Annotated in this window: 10 protein-coding genes; 5 read left to right on the top strand and 5 right to left on the bottom strand. The window is 72.7% G+C overall.

All coding sequences use genetic code 11. The annotated features are described in order from the left end of the window. The 5 genes from ABUL08_RS03970 to ABUL08_RS03950 all read right to left on the bottom strand — a co-directional run bounded on the left by ABUL08_RS03970 (position 1) and on the right by ABUL08_RS03950 (position 5757). A complete protein-coding gene (locus tag ABUL08_RS03970) occupies positions 1–1644 on the bottom strand; it encodes an ABC transporter substrate-binding protein (protein ID WP_350934608.1) in 1644 nt (547 codons plus the stop codon). A gap of 483 nt (positions 1645–2127) precedes the next feature. Beyond that, on the bottom strand, positions 2128–2658 hold the full coding sequence (locus ABUL08_RS03965; protein WP_350934606.1) for a flavin reductase family protein: 531 nt from the start codon (positions 2656–2658) through the stop codon (positions 2128–2130). 32 nt (positions 2659–2690) lie between these two features. Then, positions 2691–3509: a DUF1684 domain-containing protein gene (locus ABUL08_RS03960; RefSeq protein ID WP_350934604.1), complete on the bottom strand. Its 819-nt coding sequence runs from the start codon at positions 3507–3509 to the stop codon at positions 2691–2693. 278 nt (positions 3510–3787) lie between these two features. After that, positions 3788–4144: a ferredoxin family protein gene (locus ABUL08_RS03955; RefSeq protein ID WP_350934602.1), complete on the bottom strand. Its 357-nt coding sequence runs from the start codon at positions 4142–4144 to the stop codon at positions 3788–3790. Further along, positions 4141–5757 (bottom strand): FAD-binding protein, encoded by a 1617-nt coding sequence (locus ABUL08_RS03950; protein ID WP_350934600.1) that lies wholly within the window; start codon positions 5755–5757, stop codon positions 4141–4143. Before ABUL08_RS03950 ends, ABUL08_RS03955 begins: the two co-directional genes overlap by 4 nt. Before the next feature lie 588 nt (positions 5758–6345). Between ABUL08_RS03950 and ABUL08_RS03945 the strand changes: the two genes are divergently transcribed. From ABUL08_RS03945 to ABUL08_RS03925, 5 genes are all read left to right on the top strand, one after another. Further along, on the top strand, positions 6346–7350 hold the full coding sequence (locus ABUL08_RS03945) for an LLM class flavin-dependent oxidoreductase (protein ID WP_350934598.1): 1005 nt from the start codon (positions 6346–6348) through the stop codon (positions 7348–7350). A gap of 207 nt (positions 7351–7557) precedes the next feature. Beyond that, entirely contained in the window at positions 7558–8490 is a 933-nt protein-coding gene (locus tag ABUL08_RS03940) for an ABC transporter permease (RefSeq protein ID WP_350934596.1), read from the top strand. Further along, positions 8487–9479, top strand: a complete 993-nt coding sequence (locus ABUL08_RS03935; RefSeq protein WP_350934593.1) for an ABC transporter permease — start codon at positions 8487–8489, stop codon at positions 9477–9479. Before ABUL08_RS03940 ends, ABUL08_RS03935 begins: the two co-directional genes overlap by 4 nt. 29 nt (positions 9480–9508) lie before the next feature. Beyond that, entirely contained in the window at positions 9509–11176 is a 1668-nt protein-coding gene (locus ABUL08_RS03930) for an ABC transporter substrate-binding protein (RefSeq protein WP_350934592.1), read from the top strand. Next, positions 11176–12876 (top strand): ABC transporter ATP-binding protein, encoded by a 1701-nt coding sequence (locus ABUL08_RS03925; RefSeq protein ID WP_350934590.1) that lies wholly within the window; start codon positions 11176–11178, stop codon positions 12874–12876. Before ABUL08_RS03930 ends, ABUL08_RS03925 begins: the two co-directional genes overlap by 1 nt. The last annotated feature ends 83 nt before the right edge of the window (positions 12877–12959 follow it).

Below are 12959 nucleotides of genomic sequence, written 5' to 3'. Positions count from 1 at the left end.
TCAGTTGCCGATCCACAGGTCGTAGGCGCTGGCGGGGACCCCGGCCGTGGGTTCGAAGCGGACCCCGCCGACGGTGGTGCTGGCGGCGATCTGGTCGGCGGGGGCGTAGAGGGGCAGCAGCAGGGCCTGGTCGGCGACGACGCGCTGTTGCAGCTCGGCGTAGATCGCGGCCCGCCTGGTCGGGTCGGCGGTGGCCTGGCCGGCGTCCAAGAGCTGGTCGACACGCGGGTCGTCGACCTTGGTCCGGTTGATGCCGCCCTTGCTGTGCAGCAGCAGGTTCAGGGCGGCGCCGGCGTCGGTGTCGGCGCGGGAGTTGTCGAAGACCTCGTACTGGTTGGTGTCGAAGGCCTGCTGGGCGGTGCCCTGGTCGACCAGCGAGATCTTGAGGTCGATGCCGGCGCTCTGCTTGACGGCGGCCTGCACGGCCTGGGCGAGGACGTCGCGGCGGTCCCGGACGAACGGGGCGGCCTGCACCAGCCGGACGGCGAGCCGCTTACCGTCCTTGACCCGGTAGCCCTCGGGGTCGCGCCCGGTCCAGCCGGCCTGGTCGAGCAGGGCGTTGGCCTTGGCGGCGTCGCCGCCGTAGCCGCCCTCGAGGCGCTTGTCGTACAGCGGGCTGGACGGGCTGACGACACTCCACGCGCGGGTGGCGGTGTCCCGGTAGACGGACCTGAGCACGGTGTCGACGTCGACGGCCTCCCGGAAGGCCTGGCGTACCCGCAGGTCGTCGAAGGGGGCGTGGGAGGTGTTGAAGTAGTATGAGTACGCCGATCCGGAGTTGAGCTGCCGGCTTAGCCGCAGCTTCGGGTTGCCGGTGACCAGGGGCTGGTCGGTGGCCGGCACACCCTCGACGAGTTGGACCTGGCCGGAGGTGAGGGCACCGACGCGCACGGCGGACTCCTTGAGAAACCGGTAGGTGATGCCGTCGAGGTGGGCGGGTCCGGTGTGGGTGGCGGTGGGCGGCGCCCAGTCGTAGGCGGGGTTGCGCTTGTAGTGCAGTTCCTGGCCGGGCACGTAGCGGTCCAGGACGAACGGGCCGGTGCCGGCGAGGTCCACCCCACCGGCCTTGAGGTTCTTCGCCTCGCGCAGCGACCTCGGGGAGACCTGCGCGCCCTGCGGGGAGGCCAGGAAGTCGAGGATGAGCACGTCGGGGCGGGTGAGGGTGAGTCGGACCGTACGCGGGTCGAGCACCTGCACGGTGGCGAGGTTGCGTAGCTGCACGGCGGCGACCGCCGGGGCGTACCCGGGCTCGCGGAGCTTGTCGATGTTGGCCTTGACGGCGGTCGCGTCGAACGGGGTGCCGTCGGAGAAGGTGACCTTGTCCCGCAGGGTGAGGGTGTAGGAACGGCCGTCCGGCGCGGCCTGCCAGCCGGTGGCCAGCCAGGGCGCCAGCTTTCCCTGCTTGTCGTAGGTGAGCAGCGACTCGAACGTGTTCCAGACCAGCAGGCGGGCCTTCGCCTGGGCGTACTGGTGCGGGTTGAGGGTGATCGGTTCGGTCTCGACGGCCCAGGTGAGCGAGCCCCCGGAGCGGGGTTGGCCGGCCGCCTCGGCGGCGGGAGCACTGCGGGTGGAGCAGCCGGCGGTGGCGGTGAGCAGGGCGGTGAGGGCGACGGCGGTCAGGGAGCGCAGGCGGTGCGCGGGCATGAGGGGGTCTCCTGTCCAGACAGGCGGAAGGGGGTACGCCGAGGCCCCGCCCGGGCCGGTGGCGCGGGTCGGTCAGAGGCGCTCGGTGCGGGGGATGGCGGTCGGCTCGACGGTGAGCCCCACCTCGGTGGGCCGGTACGGCGCAGCGGGTGTGGGTGCCGGTCAGCGCATACAGGAGCTGGACCACACCCGACCGAAGTCGATGTGGCCGCGGGTGGTCAACCGCAGCTCGCTGGACATGGACCGAGTCCACCCGTCGGCCGCGGTGATGTCAACGAATACGCCGACGGCTGTCGTCTTTCGCACGCCGGGCCTCCACATCGTTGACCTAATACCTACTAGACCTATAGAGTTTGTGGGTCTTATGACCGGGTGGCGGCGGCGACGCCGACCACGATCTGACGGGCGCCGGGCGGTGCCGGACCGGCGCCACGCGGCCGCCGTGGTCGCGGAAGGACGGTCCACGACCACGGCGGCAACCGGTCAGGCCGCGCGCCGGGCGGGTGGCTCGACGTGCTCGGCCAGGCCCGCGTACCGGCCCCGGTGGTAGAGCAGCGGCGAGCCGACGTCGGCGTGCCGCAGCAGCTCCGGCTCGGCGAGGACGATGGCATGGTCGCCGACGGTGACCCGGTCGACCACCCGACACAGCAGGAAGGCCAGAGTGTCCTCCAGCAGAGGCACCTGCTCGGGGCCGGTCCGCCATCGGGTCGGCGCGGCGAACCGGTCGATCCCGCTGGTCGCGAACGTCCGGGCCAGCTCCTGCTGCTGGCGGGCGAGCAGGTGCACCCCCACGTACCGGCTGCGGGACACGGTGGGCCAGCTCGACGAGCCGAGGTTCAGGCAGAACGAGACGATCGGTGGCTCCAGCGACACCGAGGTGAACGACGTGGCGGTGAAGCCGACCGCCGGCGCGCCGGGCGCGGTGACCACGGTGACGGTGCTGGCCTGGTGGCGCAGCAACGTCCGCAGGGCGTCGGCGTCGGCCGGTGAGGAACTGTCGGCGGGCTGGGTCATGGCGGTCCTCCCCGAGGGCAGCGGAGCGCAGGCTACGGCCGGACGGCCGCGAGCCGCTCGTACGGGATCTTCTCGCCGGCCTCGACGGCCACCGGCAACCGGTTCTCGGCGGGCGGCAGCGGGCAGGTCGCGAAGTCGGTGTAGGCGCAGGGCAGGTTGCAGGCCCGGTTGAAGTCGAGCCGCACCCGACCCTGCTCGTCGGGTGCTTCCACGGCGAGGGAGCGGACCGCCGGGTAGGTGGTCACTCCGGCGGTGGTGTCGGTGAACAGTACCGACAGCGCACCCGGTGTCGCGCCGCCGAAGGCGGTGAGGCTCACCGGCAGCCCGTCGACCTCGAACTCGATGCGGCCGGGTGCGTCGTAGACGTGCTCGAGTCCCTCGACGGCGGCGCCCACGGTGGTGGCTCGGGGCGCGTCGAAGGGGACGTACCGGCCGGTGAGCACCCACCGCGACGTCGGCGGGTAGGTCGGGGTGCCGCGGTAGGCGGTGCGCAACGGGTGATCGGGGCGGCGAGGTCGCAGGATGTCGTGTCCACCTCGACGGGCGACCTCCACCAGACCGCCGTCGACGCCGACCACGACGGAGGCGCGCTCGGCGATCGGCCCGAACGCGTGCCGGCCGGTCACCCGCCGCCCGTCGACGGTGATCTCCTCCCCTGGGGCGAGCGTGACGACCACGCCGTCGACGTCGGTGTGCCACGCGCCGGGGGCGTCGGGGAACCGCTGTGGTGCGGGGCCGAGCCAGTGCAGCCCGGTGACGGCGAGGAAGCCCTGCGGGTCGGCCCGAGCCTCCTCGTGTCGGTCGTGCCAGTCCCGCCACTGCCGGACGAAGGAGTCGGTGTCGGTGGTCATTCGGGTCCTCCCTGCCCGGACGGCGAAGCCGCGCCGGCCGTGGGTGACGGTTCGGTGCTCATGGGGTTCCTCGGGGGGTGGTCGTCCCCGCCCTGGGCGGCCAGGGGCCGCAGGCAGACGGGGAGGCGACGGGTGGGTGCGCGGCAGGGATGGTCAGCGCGGCCCGCAACAGAGCTGCGAGGCGACCCGCATCAGGTCGACGACCCGGCGGGAGGTGAGCAGCGGCTCGCCCGACATGCCGCTGATTTTCCTACCAACTAAGTAGGATTTCAAGAGCGTCATCGCCTTTCCGGCGGGTTGATCCGGGCGGTGAAGAGATGGTTGGTGTCCTGAGCGCTGCCCGGCGTACGGTCGGGGCCCCACCCGATCTGCCGCCGGTACGCCCCGAACGCACCGGCCCGCACCAACGCCGCTTCGTCCGTCCACCCGGACCCCTCGGGCGCCGGGCCGGCGAACGGCGCGACGTAGAGCGCGTCCGCCGGGCAGTACGCCTCGCACAGGAAACAGGTCTGGCAGTCGGACTGGCGGGCGATCACCGGAACCCCGTCGGCACCGACGCCGAACACGTCCATCGGGCAGACCCGGATGCAGACGTCGCACCGGACACACCGGTCGCGGCTGAGCACCTCGATCACCGCTGCCCTCCCGACAACGACAGGCCCGGGCGGGCCGGAGCCGCCGACGGCGACGGGGGCAGCACGGTGAGGCGTACCTCGTCGAGACCGTGCACCAGCAGCCGGCGGCTCCACCAGGGTTCGCGGCCGGGGCGGTCGTCGCGCCGGTGCAGGCCGCGCGACTCCGGCCGGGCCAGCGCCGCCCGGTACATCCACCGGGCGTGCGCCACCATGGCGGCGGCCTGCCGGGCGGTGAGCGCGTCACGGCCGGCGCCGGCGAGGTGCGTCGACGCCTCGTACCAGAGCCCGTCCAGCACCGACAGCGCGTCTTGCAGTCCCTCCGCGGTACGGAAGTAGTTGCGGTCCAGTGGCATCACCTGTTCCTGCACCGCTCGGACGATGTCCGCCGGGTGTCGTGCGGTCGCGGCGCCGGTGGGCCGCAGGCCGGCTCGCCCGGCCGGGAGTCCGCGTCCGGATGGGCGGCGACGCCGGGCGTGGCGGCCGGCGGCCGCGCCGGCCCAACTGCCGGAGGCGATCGCCCAGGCCGCGTTGTGGCTGCCGCCGCCGCTGACGGCGCCGGTGACGAACTCGCGGGTGGCGGCGTCGCCGGCGGCGTAGAGCCCCGGCACTCCGGTCGCGCAGTCGTCGTCGACCAGGTGCAGGCCGCCGGTGCCGCGCACGGTGCCCTCCAGCACGAACCGGATCGGGTACGCGGTGGTGAACGGGTCGATGCCGGCCTTGTCCAGCGGCAGGAAGTAGTTGGGTTGGGCCAGCCGGGCGGCGGCGCGCAACTGCGCCGGCGCCCTGTCCAGCCGGGCCGAGATGCGCCGTCCGGCCAGCACGTGCCGGGCGAGCACGTCCCGCCCGGCCAGGGGGTCGCCGACGTCGATCTCCCGGTCGTCCTCGTCGAGGTAGGTGGCGAACTGCATCATCAGGCCCTTGGTCTGGGCGCCGAACGCGGGCGCGAGCGCGTACGCGGCGGAGAACTCCATGCCGGACAGTCGGGCACCGACTTCGGCGGCCATCAGGTGACCGTCGCCGGTGTCGACGTTGAGGCCGAGCGCCCCGGAGAGGAAGGCGCAGCCTCCGGTGGCGAGGACGACCGCCCCGGCGCTGGTCCGCCACTCGCGCCACCCGTCGTGCCGGCTACGCCCGGCCGCGCCGACGACCTGGCCGGCACCGTCGGTGACCAGTTCCAGCGCGGGACAGTGGTCGAGGATCCGGACGCCGGCGCGGCGGACCCGGCGGCGCATCAGCCGCAGGTATTCCGGGCCCTGCAGGCTGCCGCGTCGTTGTACGCCGGTGTCGTCGACGGGGAACGGGTAGCCCCAGTCGGCGAGATCGGCCACCCGCTGCCAGGTCTCGTCCAGCACACGGAACATCCACCGGCGGTCGGTGAGGTGCCCGCCGGCCGCCTCCCGGTGGCCCACCGCGCGATCCCGGGCGGGCCCGGTCGGCGGCAGGTACCACAGGTTGTTGCCGCCCGCCGCGGCGGCGCCGCTGGTGCCGCACCAGCCCTTGTCGGCGAGGACCACCCGCGCGCCGGTTGCGGCGGCGCCCAGCGCGGCCCAGGTGCCGGCCGGTCCGCCGCCGAGGACGAGCACGTCGGCGTCGAGGGTGAGCGGTGCGGTCACGGGGTCGCCCCGGCGCTGCTGCGGCGCGCCTGCGGGCGGGTACGGGTCATGGTCATGGCGGGTCCTTCTGTCGAGGAGGGCCGGATCGTGCGAACGTGGCGGGCCGGTGCCCGGTGCCGGGGTGGCGGGTGCCGACGCCGGGCACGGCACGGGCCGACGCGACGCCGGTCGGGTGGCGCGTCGGCGCAGGGAGGCGCCCGGGCCGGTGCGGCGGCGAGGGGGCCGGCGTGGTCGCCGAGAGCGGGTGTCGGTGGTTGAGGCGCCCGCCGGGCACGGCACGGGCCGACGCGACGCCGGTCGGGTGGCGCGTCGGCGCAGGGAGGCGCCCGGGCCGGTGCGGCGGCGAGGGGGCCGGCGTGGTCGCCGAGAGCGGGTGTCGGTGGTTGAGGCGCCGCAGGGCAGCGGCGCCGTCGGCCTCAACAGGCGCAGCTGCACACCCGGAGGAAGTCGACGAAGCGGCGCCGGGTGAGACGCGTGCTCCGGTTCATACGGCGACACTAGCGGCCCGCACACTCACCTCTCATATATTTCCCATGGGTTAGGAGGGTTATCCTGGCCCGACCCCTACCAGCAGCGACGGAGATACCGGTGCCTCTGCGCAAGCTCGGCTTCCTCACCATCGGGCTGTTCGACGAGACGGACCCGCGCACGGGCCACGAATCGACGCTGGCCCTCATCGAGCTGGGCGAGCAGCTCGGCTTCGACAGTGCCTGGGTACGCCACCGGCACCTCCAGTACGGCATCTCCTCACCAGTCGCCGTCCTCGCGGCGGCCTCCCAGCGCACCCGGCGCATCGAGCTCGGCACGGCCGTCACCCCGCTCGGCTGGGAGAACCCGCTACGACTCGCGGAGGACCTGGCCACGGTCGACGTCCTCTCCGGTGGACGGCTCAACCCGGGCGTGAGCGTGGGCCCGCCGATGCACTACGACCGGGTGCGGCACGCCCTGTACCCGGACACCGGCGACGCCGAGGACTTCGGCTACGCCCGGGTCCGTCGACTTCTCGATCTCGTCCGCGGCGAGCCGGCCAGCGACGTCGACGGCGTCGAGGGCTTCGAGGCCTTCTCCCGCCGGGTGCAACCGCACTCCCCCGGCCTGGCCGCCCGGATGTGGTACGGCGCTGGCAGCCTGCGTTCCGCCCGGTGGGCCGGCGAGCAGGGCATGAACCTGCTCACCAGCAGCGTGGTCAAGGCCGAGGAGGCCACCGACTTCGACGAGATCCAGCTCTCGCACATCCGGACGTACCGTGCCCACCACCCGGAGGGGCCGGCCGCCCGGGTGTCGCAGGGGCTGGTGGTCATCCCTACCGACAGCGCCACCTCCGAGCAGCGCGCCCGCTACCAGGAGTACGTCGACCGGCGCACCCCCCGCACGGCGACGCCCCAGGGGCCGGCCCGGATGATGTTCGCCCGCGATCTGGTCGGTCCGGCGGAGCGCATCGCCGAGGAACTGACCTCCCTCGCGGCGTTCCGGGAGGTCGACGAGGTGGCCTTCGCGCTGCCGTTCACCTTCGAGCACGACGACTACGTGCAACTGCTCACCGACATCTCGACCCGGCTCGGCCCGTTGCTCGGCTGGCACCCGGGGGGCTGACCGGCCCGGTCGCGCCGACGGATCCGCTGTGTTCCACCTCTCCCGGCCTATCCTTTTTGCCGGCCATCCCTATAGGTTTAGTGGGTAATGGCTGGACGCCGCCTGGCGCGTCGACGTGAGAGAGCCAGTCATGCGACGGCGATGTCACCCGGTCGAGCACTGACCGGTCCATCATCCCGACGCCCTGCCCCGCCAAGGAAACGCCCCGTGCCCGTCACCACCCCCGCCCCCAGAGGTATCACGGACCGCCCCGTCCGATCACCGGCCCGCCGGCTGCTGTCCGAGCGAGCGGCACTGACCGGCGCCGCGCTCGTCGCTCTATTCCTGGCCGTCGCCCTCACCGCGCCGCTGCTCGGCTCCCTCGCCGGCGAGGACCCGTACACCTATCACCTGGACGCGCTCTCCGACGGCGGTGTCCCGCTGGGCACCGGCGGTGGCATCAGCGCCGACCACTGGTTCGGCGTGGAGCCGATGACCGGCCGGGACCTATTCGCGATCGTCGTACACGGCGCACGCACGTCGCTGCTGGTCGGCCTGGCCGCGACCGCGGTCTCCGTGCTGCTCGGCCTGCTCGTCGGGATCACGGCCGGCTGGTACGGCGGTTGGTACGACCGGGCGGTCAGCCGGGCGATCGACGTGCTGATCGGCTTTCCCTGGCTCGTCTTCGTCATCGCGCTCGGCGCAATCGTCCCGGCCGGCTTCCCGAAGCCGTTGCTGCTCGTCCTGGTGATCGGCTTCTTCGGCTGGCCGACGATGGCCCGGGTGGTGCGTGGGCAGACCCTGTCCCTACGGCGGCGCACCTTCGTGGTCGCCTCCACCGCGCTCGGGGCCGGGTCCGGTCACATCCTGTTCCGACAGCTGCTGCCCAACCTGTCCGCCACCGTCATCGTCTACGCCACCGCGTCGATCCCCGGCATGATCGGGGCCGAAGCCGCGCTGTCCTTCCTCGGTGTCGGGGTACCGCCGCCCACTCCAGCGTGGGGCCGCTCCATCGGCGACGCAATCGCCTGGGTGCAGACCGACCCGATGTTCCTGATCTTCCCGGGCGCCGCCCTGTTCCTGGTGACGCTCGGCTTCAACCTGCTCGGTGACGGCCTGCGCGACGCGCTGGACCCGCGTGCGGACGGGCTACGCCGATGAACCACCTGCGGTACCTCGGCGGTCGCCTGCTCGCCATGGTGGCGACGCTGCTGGCCGTCAGCGTGCTGACCTACGCCGTGTTCTACCTGCTGCCCGCCGACCCGGCGCAACTGTCCTGCGGCAAGCCCTGCACCCCGCAGCGGCTCGCCGACGCCCGGGCGTTCATGGGCTACGACGAGTCGTGGATCCGGCAGTACCTCGACTTCCTCGCCGGCATCGTCGCCGGCCGCACCTTCGGCGCCGGCCCGGCGGCCGTGCACTGCGCCGCCCCCTGCTTCGGGTACTCGTTCCGGCTCAACGAGTCGGTCACCCAGCTCATCGTCGAACGCGCCCCGGTGACCTTCTCCGTCGCCCTCGGCGCCGCGCTGCTGTGGCTGCTGCTCGGCGTCGGCGCCGGCGTCGTCTCCGCCGTGCGCCGCGGCGGCGTCCTCGACCGGCTGGCGATGACCGGCGCGACCATCGGCGTGTCGGCACCGAGCTACCTGGTCGGTCTGCTCGGCATCCTGCTGTTCGGCTTCACGCTGAACGTGGTGCCGGTCAGCGGCTACGTGCCGCTGACCGAGGACCCGGTCGGCTGGCTCTGGCACCTGATCCTGCCCTGGTGTGTGCTCGCGCTGCTCACGGCGGCGATCTACGCCCGGCTCACCCGGGGTCAGATGCTGGAGGCGCTGGCCGAGGACTACGTGCGTACCGCCCGGGCGAAGGGTCTGCGGGAGCGGCGGGTCGTCGGCCGGCACGCCCTGCGCAACGTGCTCATCCCGGTGGTCACGGTCTTCGGGCTCGACCTGGGCTCACTGCTCGGCGGCGCGGTCATCACCGAGCGGGTGTTCAGCATGCCCGGTCTGGGCTCCCTGCTGCTCGACGCGGTGGGCAACGTCGATCTGCCGCTGATCGTCGGCGTGACCCTGTTCGCCGCCTTCCTCATCGTCCTGGCCAACTTCCTCGTGGACCTCGTCTACGGGGTGCTCGACCCCCGCATCGGGCGCTGACGCGTCCGGTGGATCCGGAAAGGAACACCGTGAAGAAATCCCTTGCGTTCGGTGCCGCGGCGCTTGCCGCAGCGCTCACCCTGACCGCCTGCAACGCCAACCCGACGAGCCCGACGGCCGGGTCGTCCACCGAAGGCACCCACCGGGGCGGCACGCTGACCATCCCCACCTCCGCCACCGAGATGAACTTCGATCCGGCGAAGAGCCAGGGCCTGGCCATCACCAGCCTGGGCCTGGTCCTGCGGCGGCTCACCACCTGGGACATCCAGCCGGGCAAGCCGGCCCGGGTGGTGCCGGACCTCGCCACCGACACCGGCACCAGCAGCGACGGCGGCCGCACCTGGACCTACCACCTCAAGGACGGCCTGAAGTACGCCGACGGCACGCAGATCACCGCCGCCGACGTCAAGTACGGCGTCGAGCGGTCCTTCGCGCCGGAACTGTCCGGTGGGCTCGGATACCACAAGAGCCTGCTGACCGGCGGTGACACCTACAAGGGCCCGTACGCGGGCGGGCAGCTCGACTCGGTCCAGGTCCCGGACGCGAAGACAGTCGTGTTCCGGCTGAAGACGGCGTACGGCGACTGGCCCTGGATCGCGTCCATGCCGGCGTTCGCACCGGTGCCGAAGGCGAAGGACGACCCGAAGACCTACACCCGCAACCCGGTGGCGTCCGGGCCGTACCAGGTCCAGTCCTACCAGCAGGGCAGCGCAGTGCGGCTGGCCCGCAACCCTAACTGGGACGCCAAGACCGACGAGGTACGTACCGCCGGCCCGGACCAGGTCGTGTTCCAGCTGGGCCAGGAGAACACCGTTGCGGCGCAGCGGCTGATCGCCGACTCCGGCGACGACCGCAGCGCCTTCGGGGCCGGCTTCGTCCCGCCGGCCCAGCTCGCGCAGGTCCAGCAGAACCCGAGCGCCAAGCAGCGGCTGGTCACCTCCGACGCGGGTGCCCTGTCGTACCTGGCGCTGAACAACCGCCGCGCCCCGCTCACCGACGTCAAGGTGCGCCAGGCGATTCAATACGCGGTGGACAAGCGGGCCTACCAGGTCGCGTCCGGCGGCGCCATCGGCGGGGACCTCGCCAGCACGCTGATCACCCCGGGCATCCCCGGCCGGGTCGACTACAACCTCTACCAGGCCGACCCGTCGGGTGACGTGGCCAAGGCCAAGCAGCTGCTGGCCGAGGCCGGCAAGACCAGCCTTGCGCTGAGCCTCGTGGTGAAGAACGACCCGCAGACCCTCAGCAAGGCCCAGGCGATCCAGCAGGGCCTGCAGCGGGCCGGCATCACCGTCACCATCAAGCCGCTGGACGAGGAGACTTGGACCGCCGCGGTCACCGGTGACGCCGGCGACTACGACCTGACCCTGAGCAGCTGGCAGCCGGACTTCCCGAGCGCGAACGGCAACATCCAGCCGCTCTTCGCCTCCAGCGAGATCGGTGGGGGCGGCTACAACCTCTCCCGCTACTCGCAGCCGGAGGTGGACGCGCTGATCGCCCAGGCGACCGCGGAGACCGACCCGGCGAAGGCGCAGGCCCTCTGGGCGCAGGCCGACAAGCGGATCCTCACCGACGCGCCAGTCGTCCCGCTGACCTACACGAAGAACTCGTTCCTGCACGGCTCGAACGTGACCAACTTCTTCGTGGCGTCGTTCCCCGCCTACCCCAACTACCTGAAGGTCTCGCTGAAGCAGTGATGACAGAGCACACCTCGACACCGCTGCTCGCGGTGGACGGCCTGTCCATCTCGTTCCCGGCGGACGGGGTGAGCGTCGACGCGACCCGCGACGTGGCCTTCGAGCTGCGTCGCGGGCGCGTCCTCGCCCTGGTCGGCGAGTCCGGCTCCGGCAAGAGCGTCACAGCCATGGCGGCGCTCGGCCTGCTGCCCGCGACGGCCCGGGTCGAGGGCAGCATCCGACTCGACGGTGTCGAGCTCGTCGACGCCGATCCCGAGCTGTTGCGGCAGGTGCGCGGCGGCCGCATCGGCACCGTCTTCCAGGAGCCGATGACCGCGTTGAACCCGGTGCTGACCGTCGGTCACCAGATCACCGAGGCGATCCGCACCCACCGCCCGGTCGGCCGGCGGGCCGCCGACCAGCGGGTGCACGAGCTGCTCGCGTCGGTCGGGCTCGACGATCCACGGCGGATCATCCGGTCGTACCCGCACGAGTTGTCCGGCGGCCAGTTGCAGCGGGCGATGATCGCGATGGCGATCAGCTGCGACCCCCCGTTGCTGATCGCCGACGAGCCGACCACCGCGTTGGACGTCACGGTGCAGGCCGGGATCCTCGACCTGCTGCGGGAACTGCGGGACCGGCTCGACATGGCGATCCTGCTGATCACCCACGACATGGGCGTGGTCGCGGACATCGCCGACGAGGTGGTGGTCCTGCGCGACGGACTGGTGGTCGAGCACGCACCGGTCGATGAGCTGTTCGGGTCGCCGACGCACGAGTACACGCGGGTGCTGCTCGACGCCGTGCCCCGGCCCGCGGACCGGCCGGATCCAGTCGAGCCGGGGGCAGGTCCGGCCGGCGAGGCACCGACCTCGGAGCCGACAGTCCGACTGCGGGACGTGGTCGTCGAGTATCCCGCCCGCCGCGGTGTCGACCCGGTCCGGGCCGTCAACCATGTGTCGCTGCACATCGAGGCCGGTGAGCTGCTCGGCCTGGTCGGCGAGTCCGGGTCCGGCAAGTCCACGGTCGGCCGGGCGCTCATCGGCCTCGCCCCGGTGGTCGCCGGTGAGGTCGTCGTGGCCGGGGTCGACGTCGCCCGGGCCGGCAGGCCGGGTCGCCGCAGCACCCGGGAACTGCGGGCGGTCCGCTCGCGCACCGGTTTCGTGTTCCAGGACCCGGCCTCGTCACTCAACCCGCGGTGGACGGTGGGTCAGAGCGTCGCGGAGCCGCTGCGGCTGCACGGCGGCGGCGACGCCACGCAGCGGCGGCGCCGGGTGGACGAGTTGCTGGACGCGGTGCGACTGCCAGCCGGGCTGCGGGACCGGTATCCACACGAGATGTCCGGCGGGCAGCGGCAGCGGGTGGGCATCGCCCGGGCTCTGGCACTCGACCCGGTGCTGCTGGTCGCCGACGAGCCGACCAGTGCCCTGGACGTGTCGGTACAGGCCAGGGTGCTGGAGCTGCTCCAGGAGCTGCGCGGCGAGTTCGGCTTCGCCTGCCTGTTCATCAGCCACGACCTCGCCGTCGTGGAGCAACTCGCCGACCGGGTGGCGGTGATGCGCGGCGGTCTGGTCGTGGAGCAGGGTCCGGCGGCGCAGGTGCTCGGGGCACCTCAGCACCCGTACACCCGGCGGCTGCTGGCGGCGGCGCCGGTGGCTGATCCGGTACGGCAGGCCACCCGTCGCGACACCTGGCGGAAGCTGACCGGCGTCACCGCCTGAGCGGCCCGTTCCCAGCTGTTCGTGGTGCCGGTCGGTCCTGGCGGGTCACCACGCACCGCTCACCCGGGGGGCCGAGGTGGACT

The organism is Micromonospora sp. CCTCC AA 2012012 (assembly GCF_040499845.1).
Taxonomy (GTDB): Bacteria; Actinomycetota; Actinomycetes; order Mycobacteriales; family Micromonosporaceae; genus Micromonospora; species Micromonospora mangrovi.
Note: the sequence above shows the minus strand (reverse complement) of the source record. Positions and strands in the feature narration are given on the sequence as shown.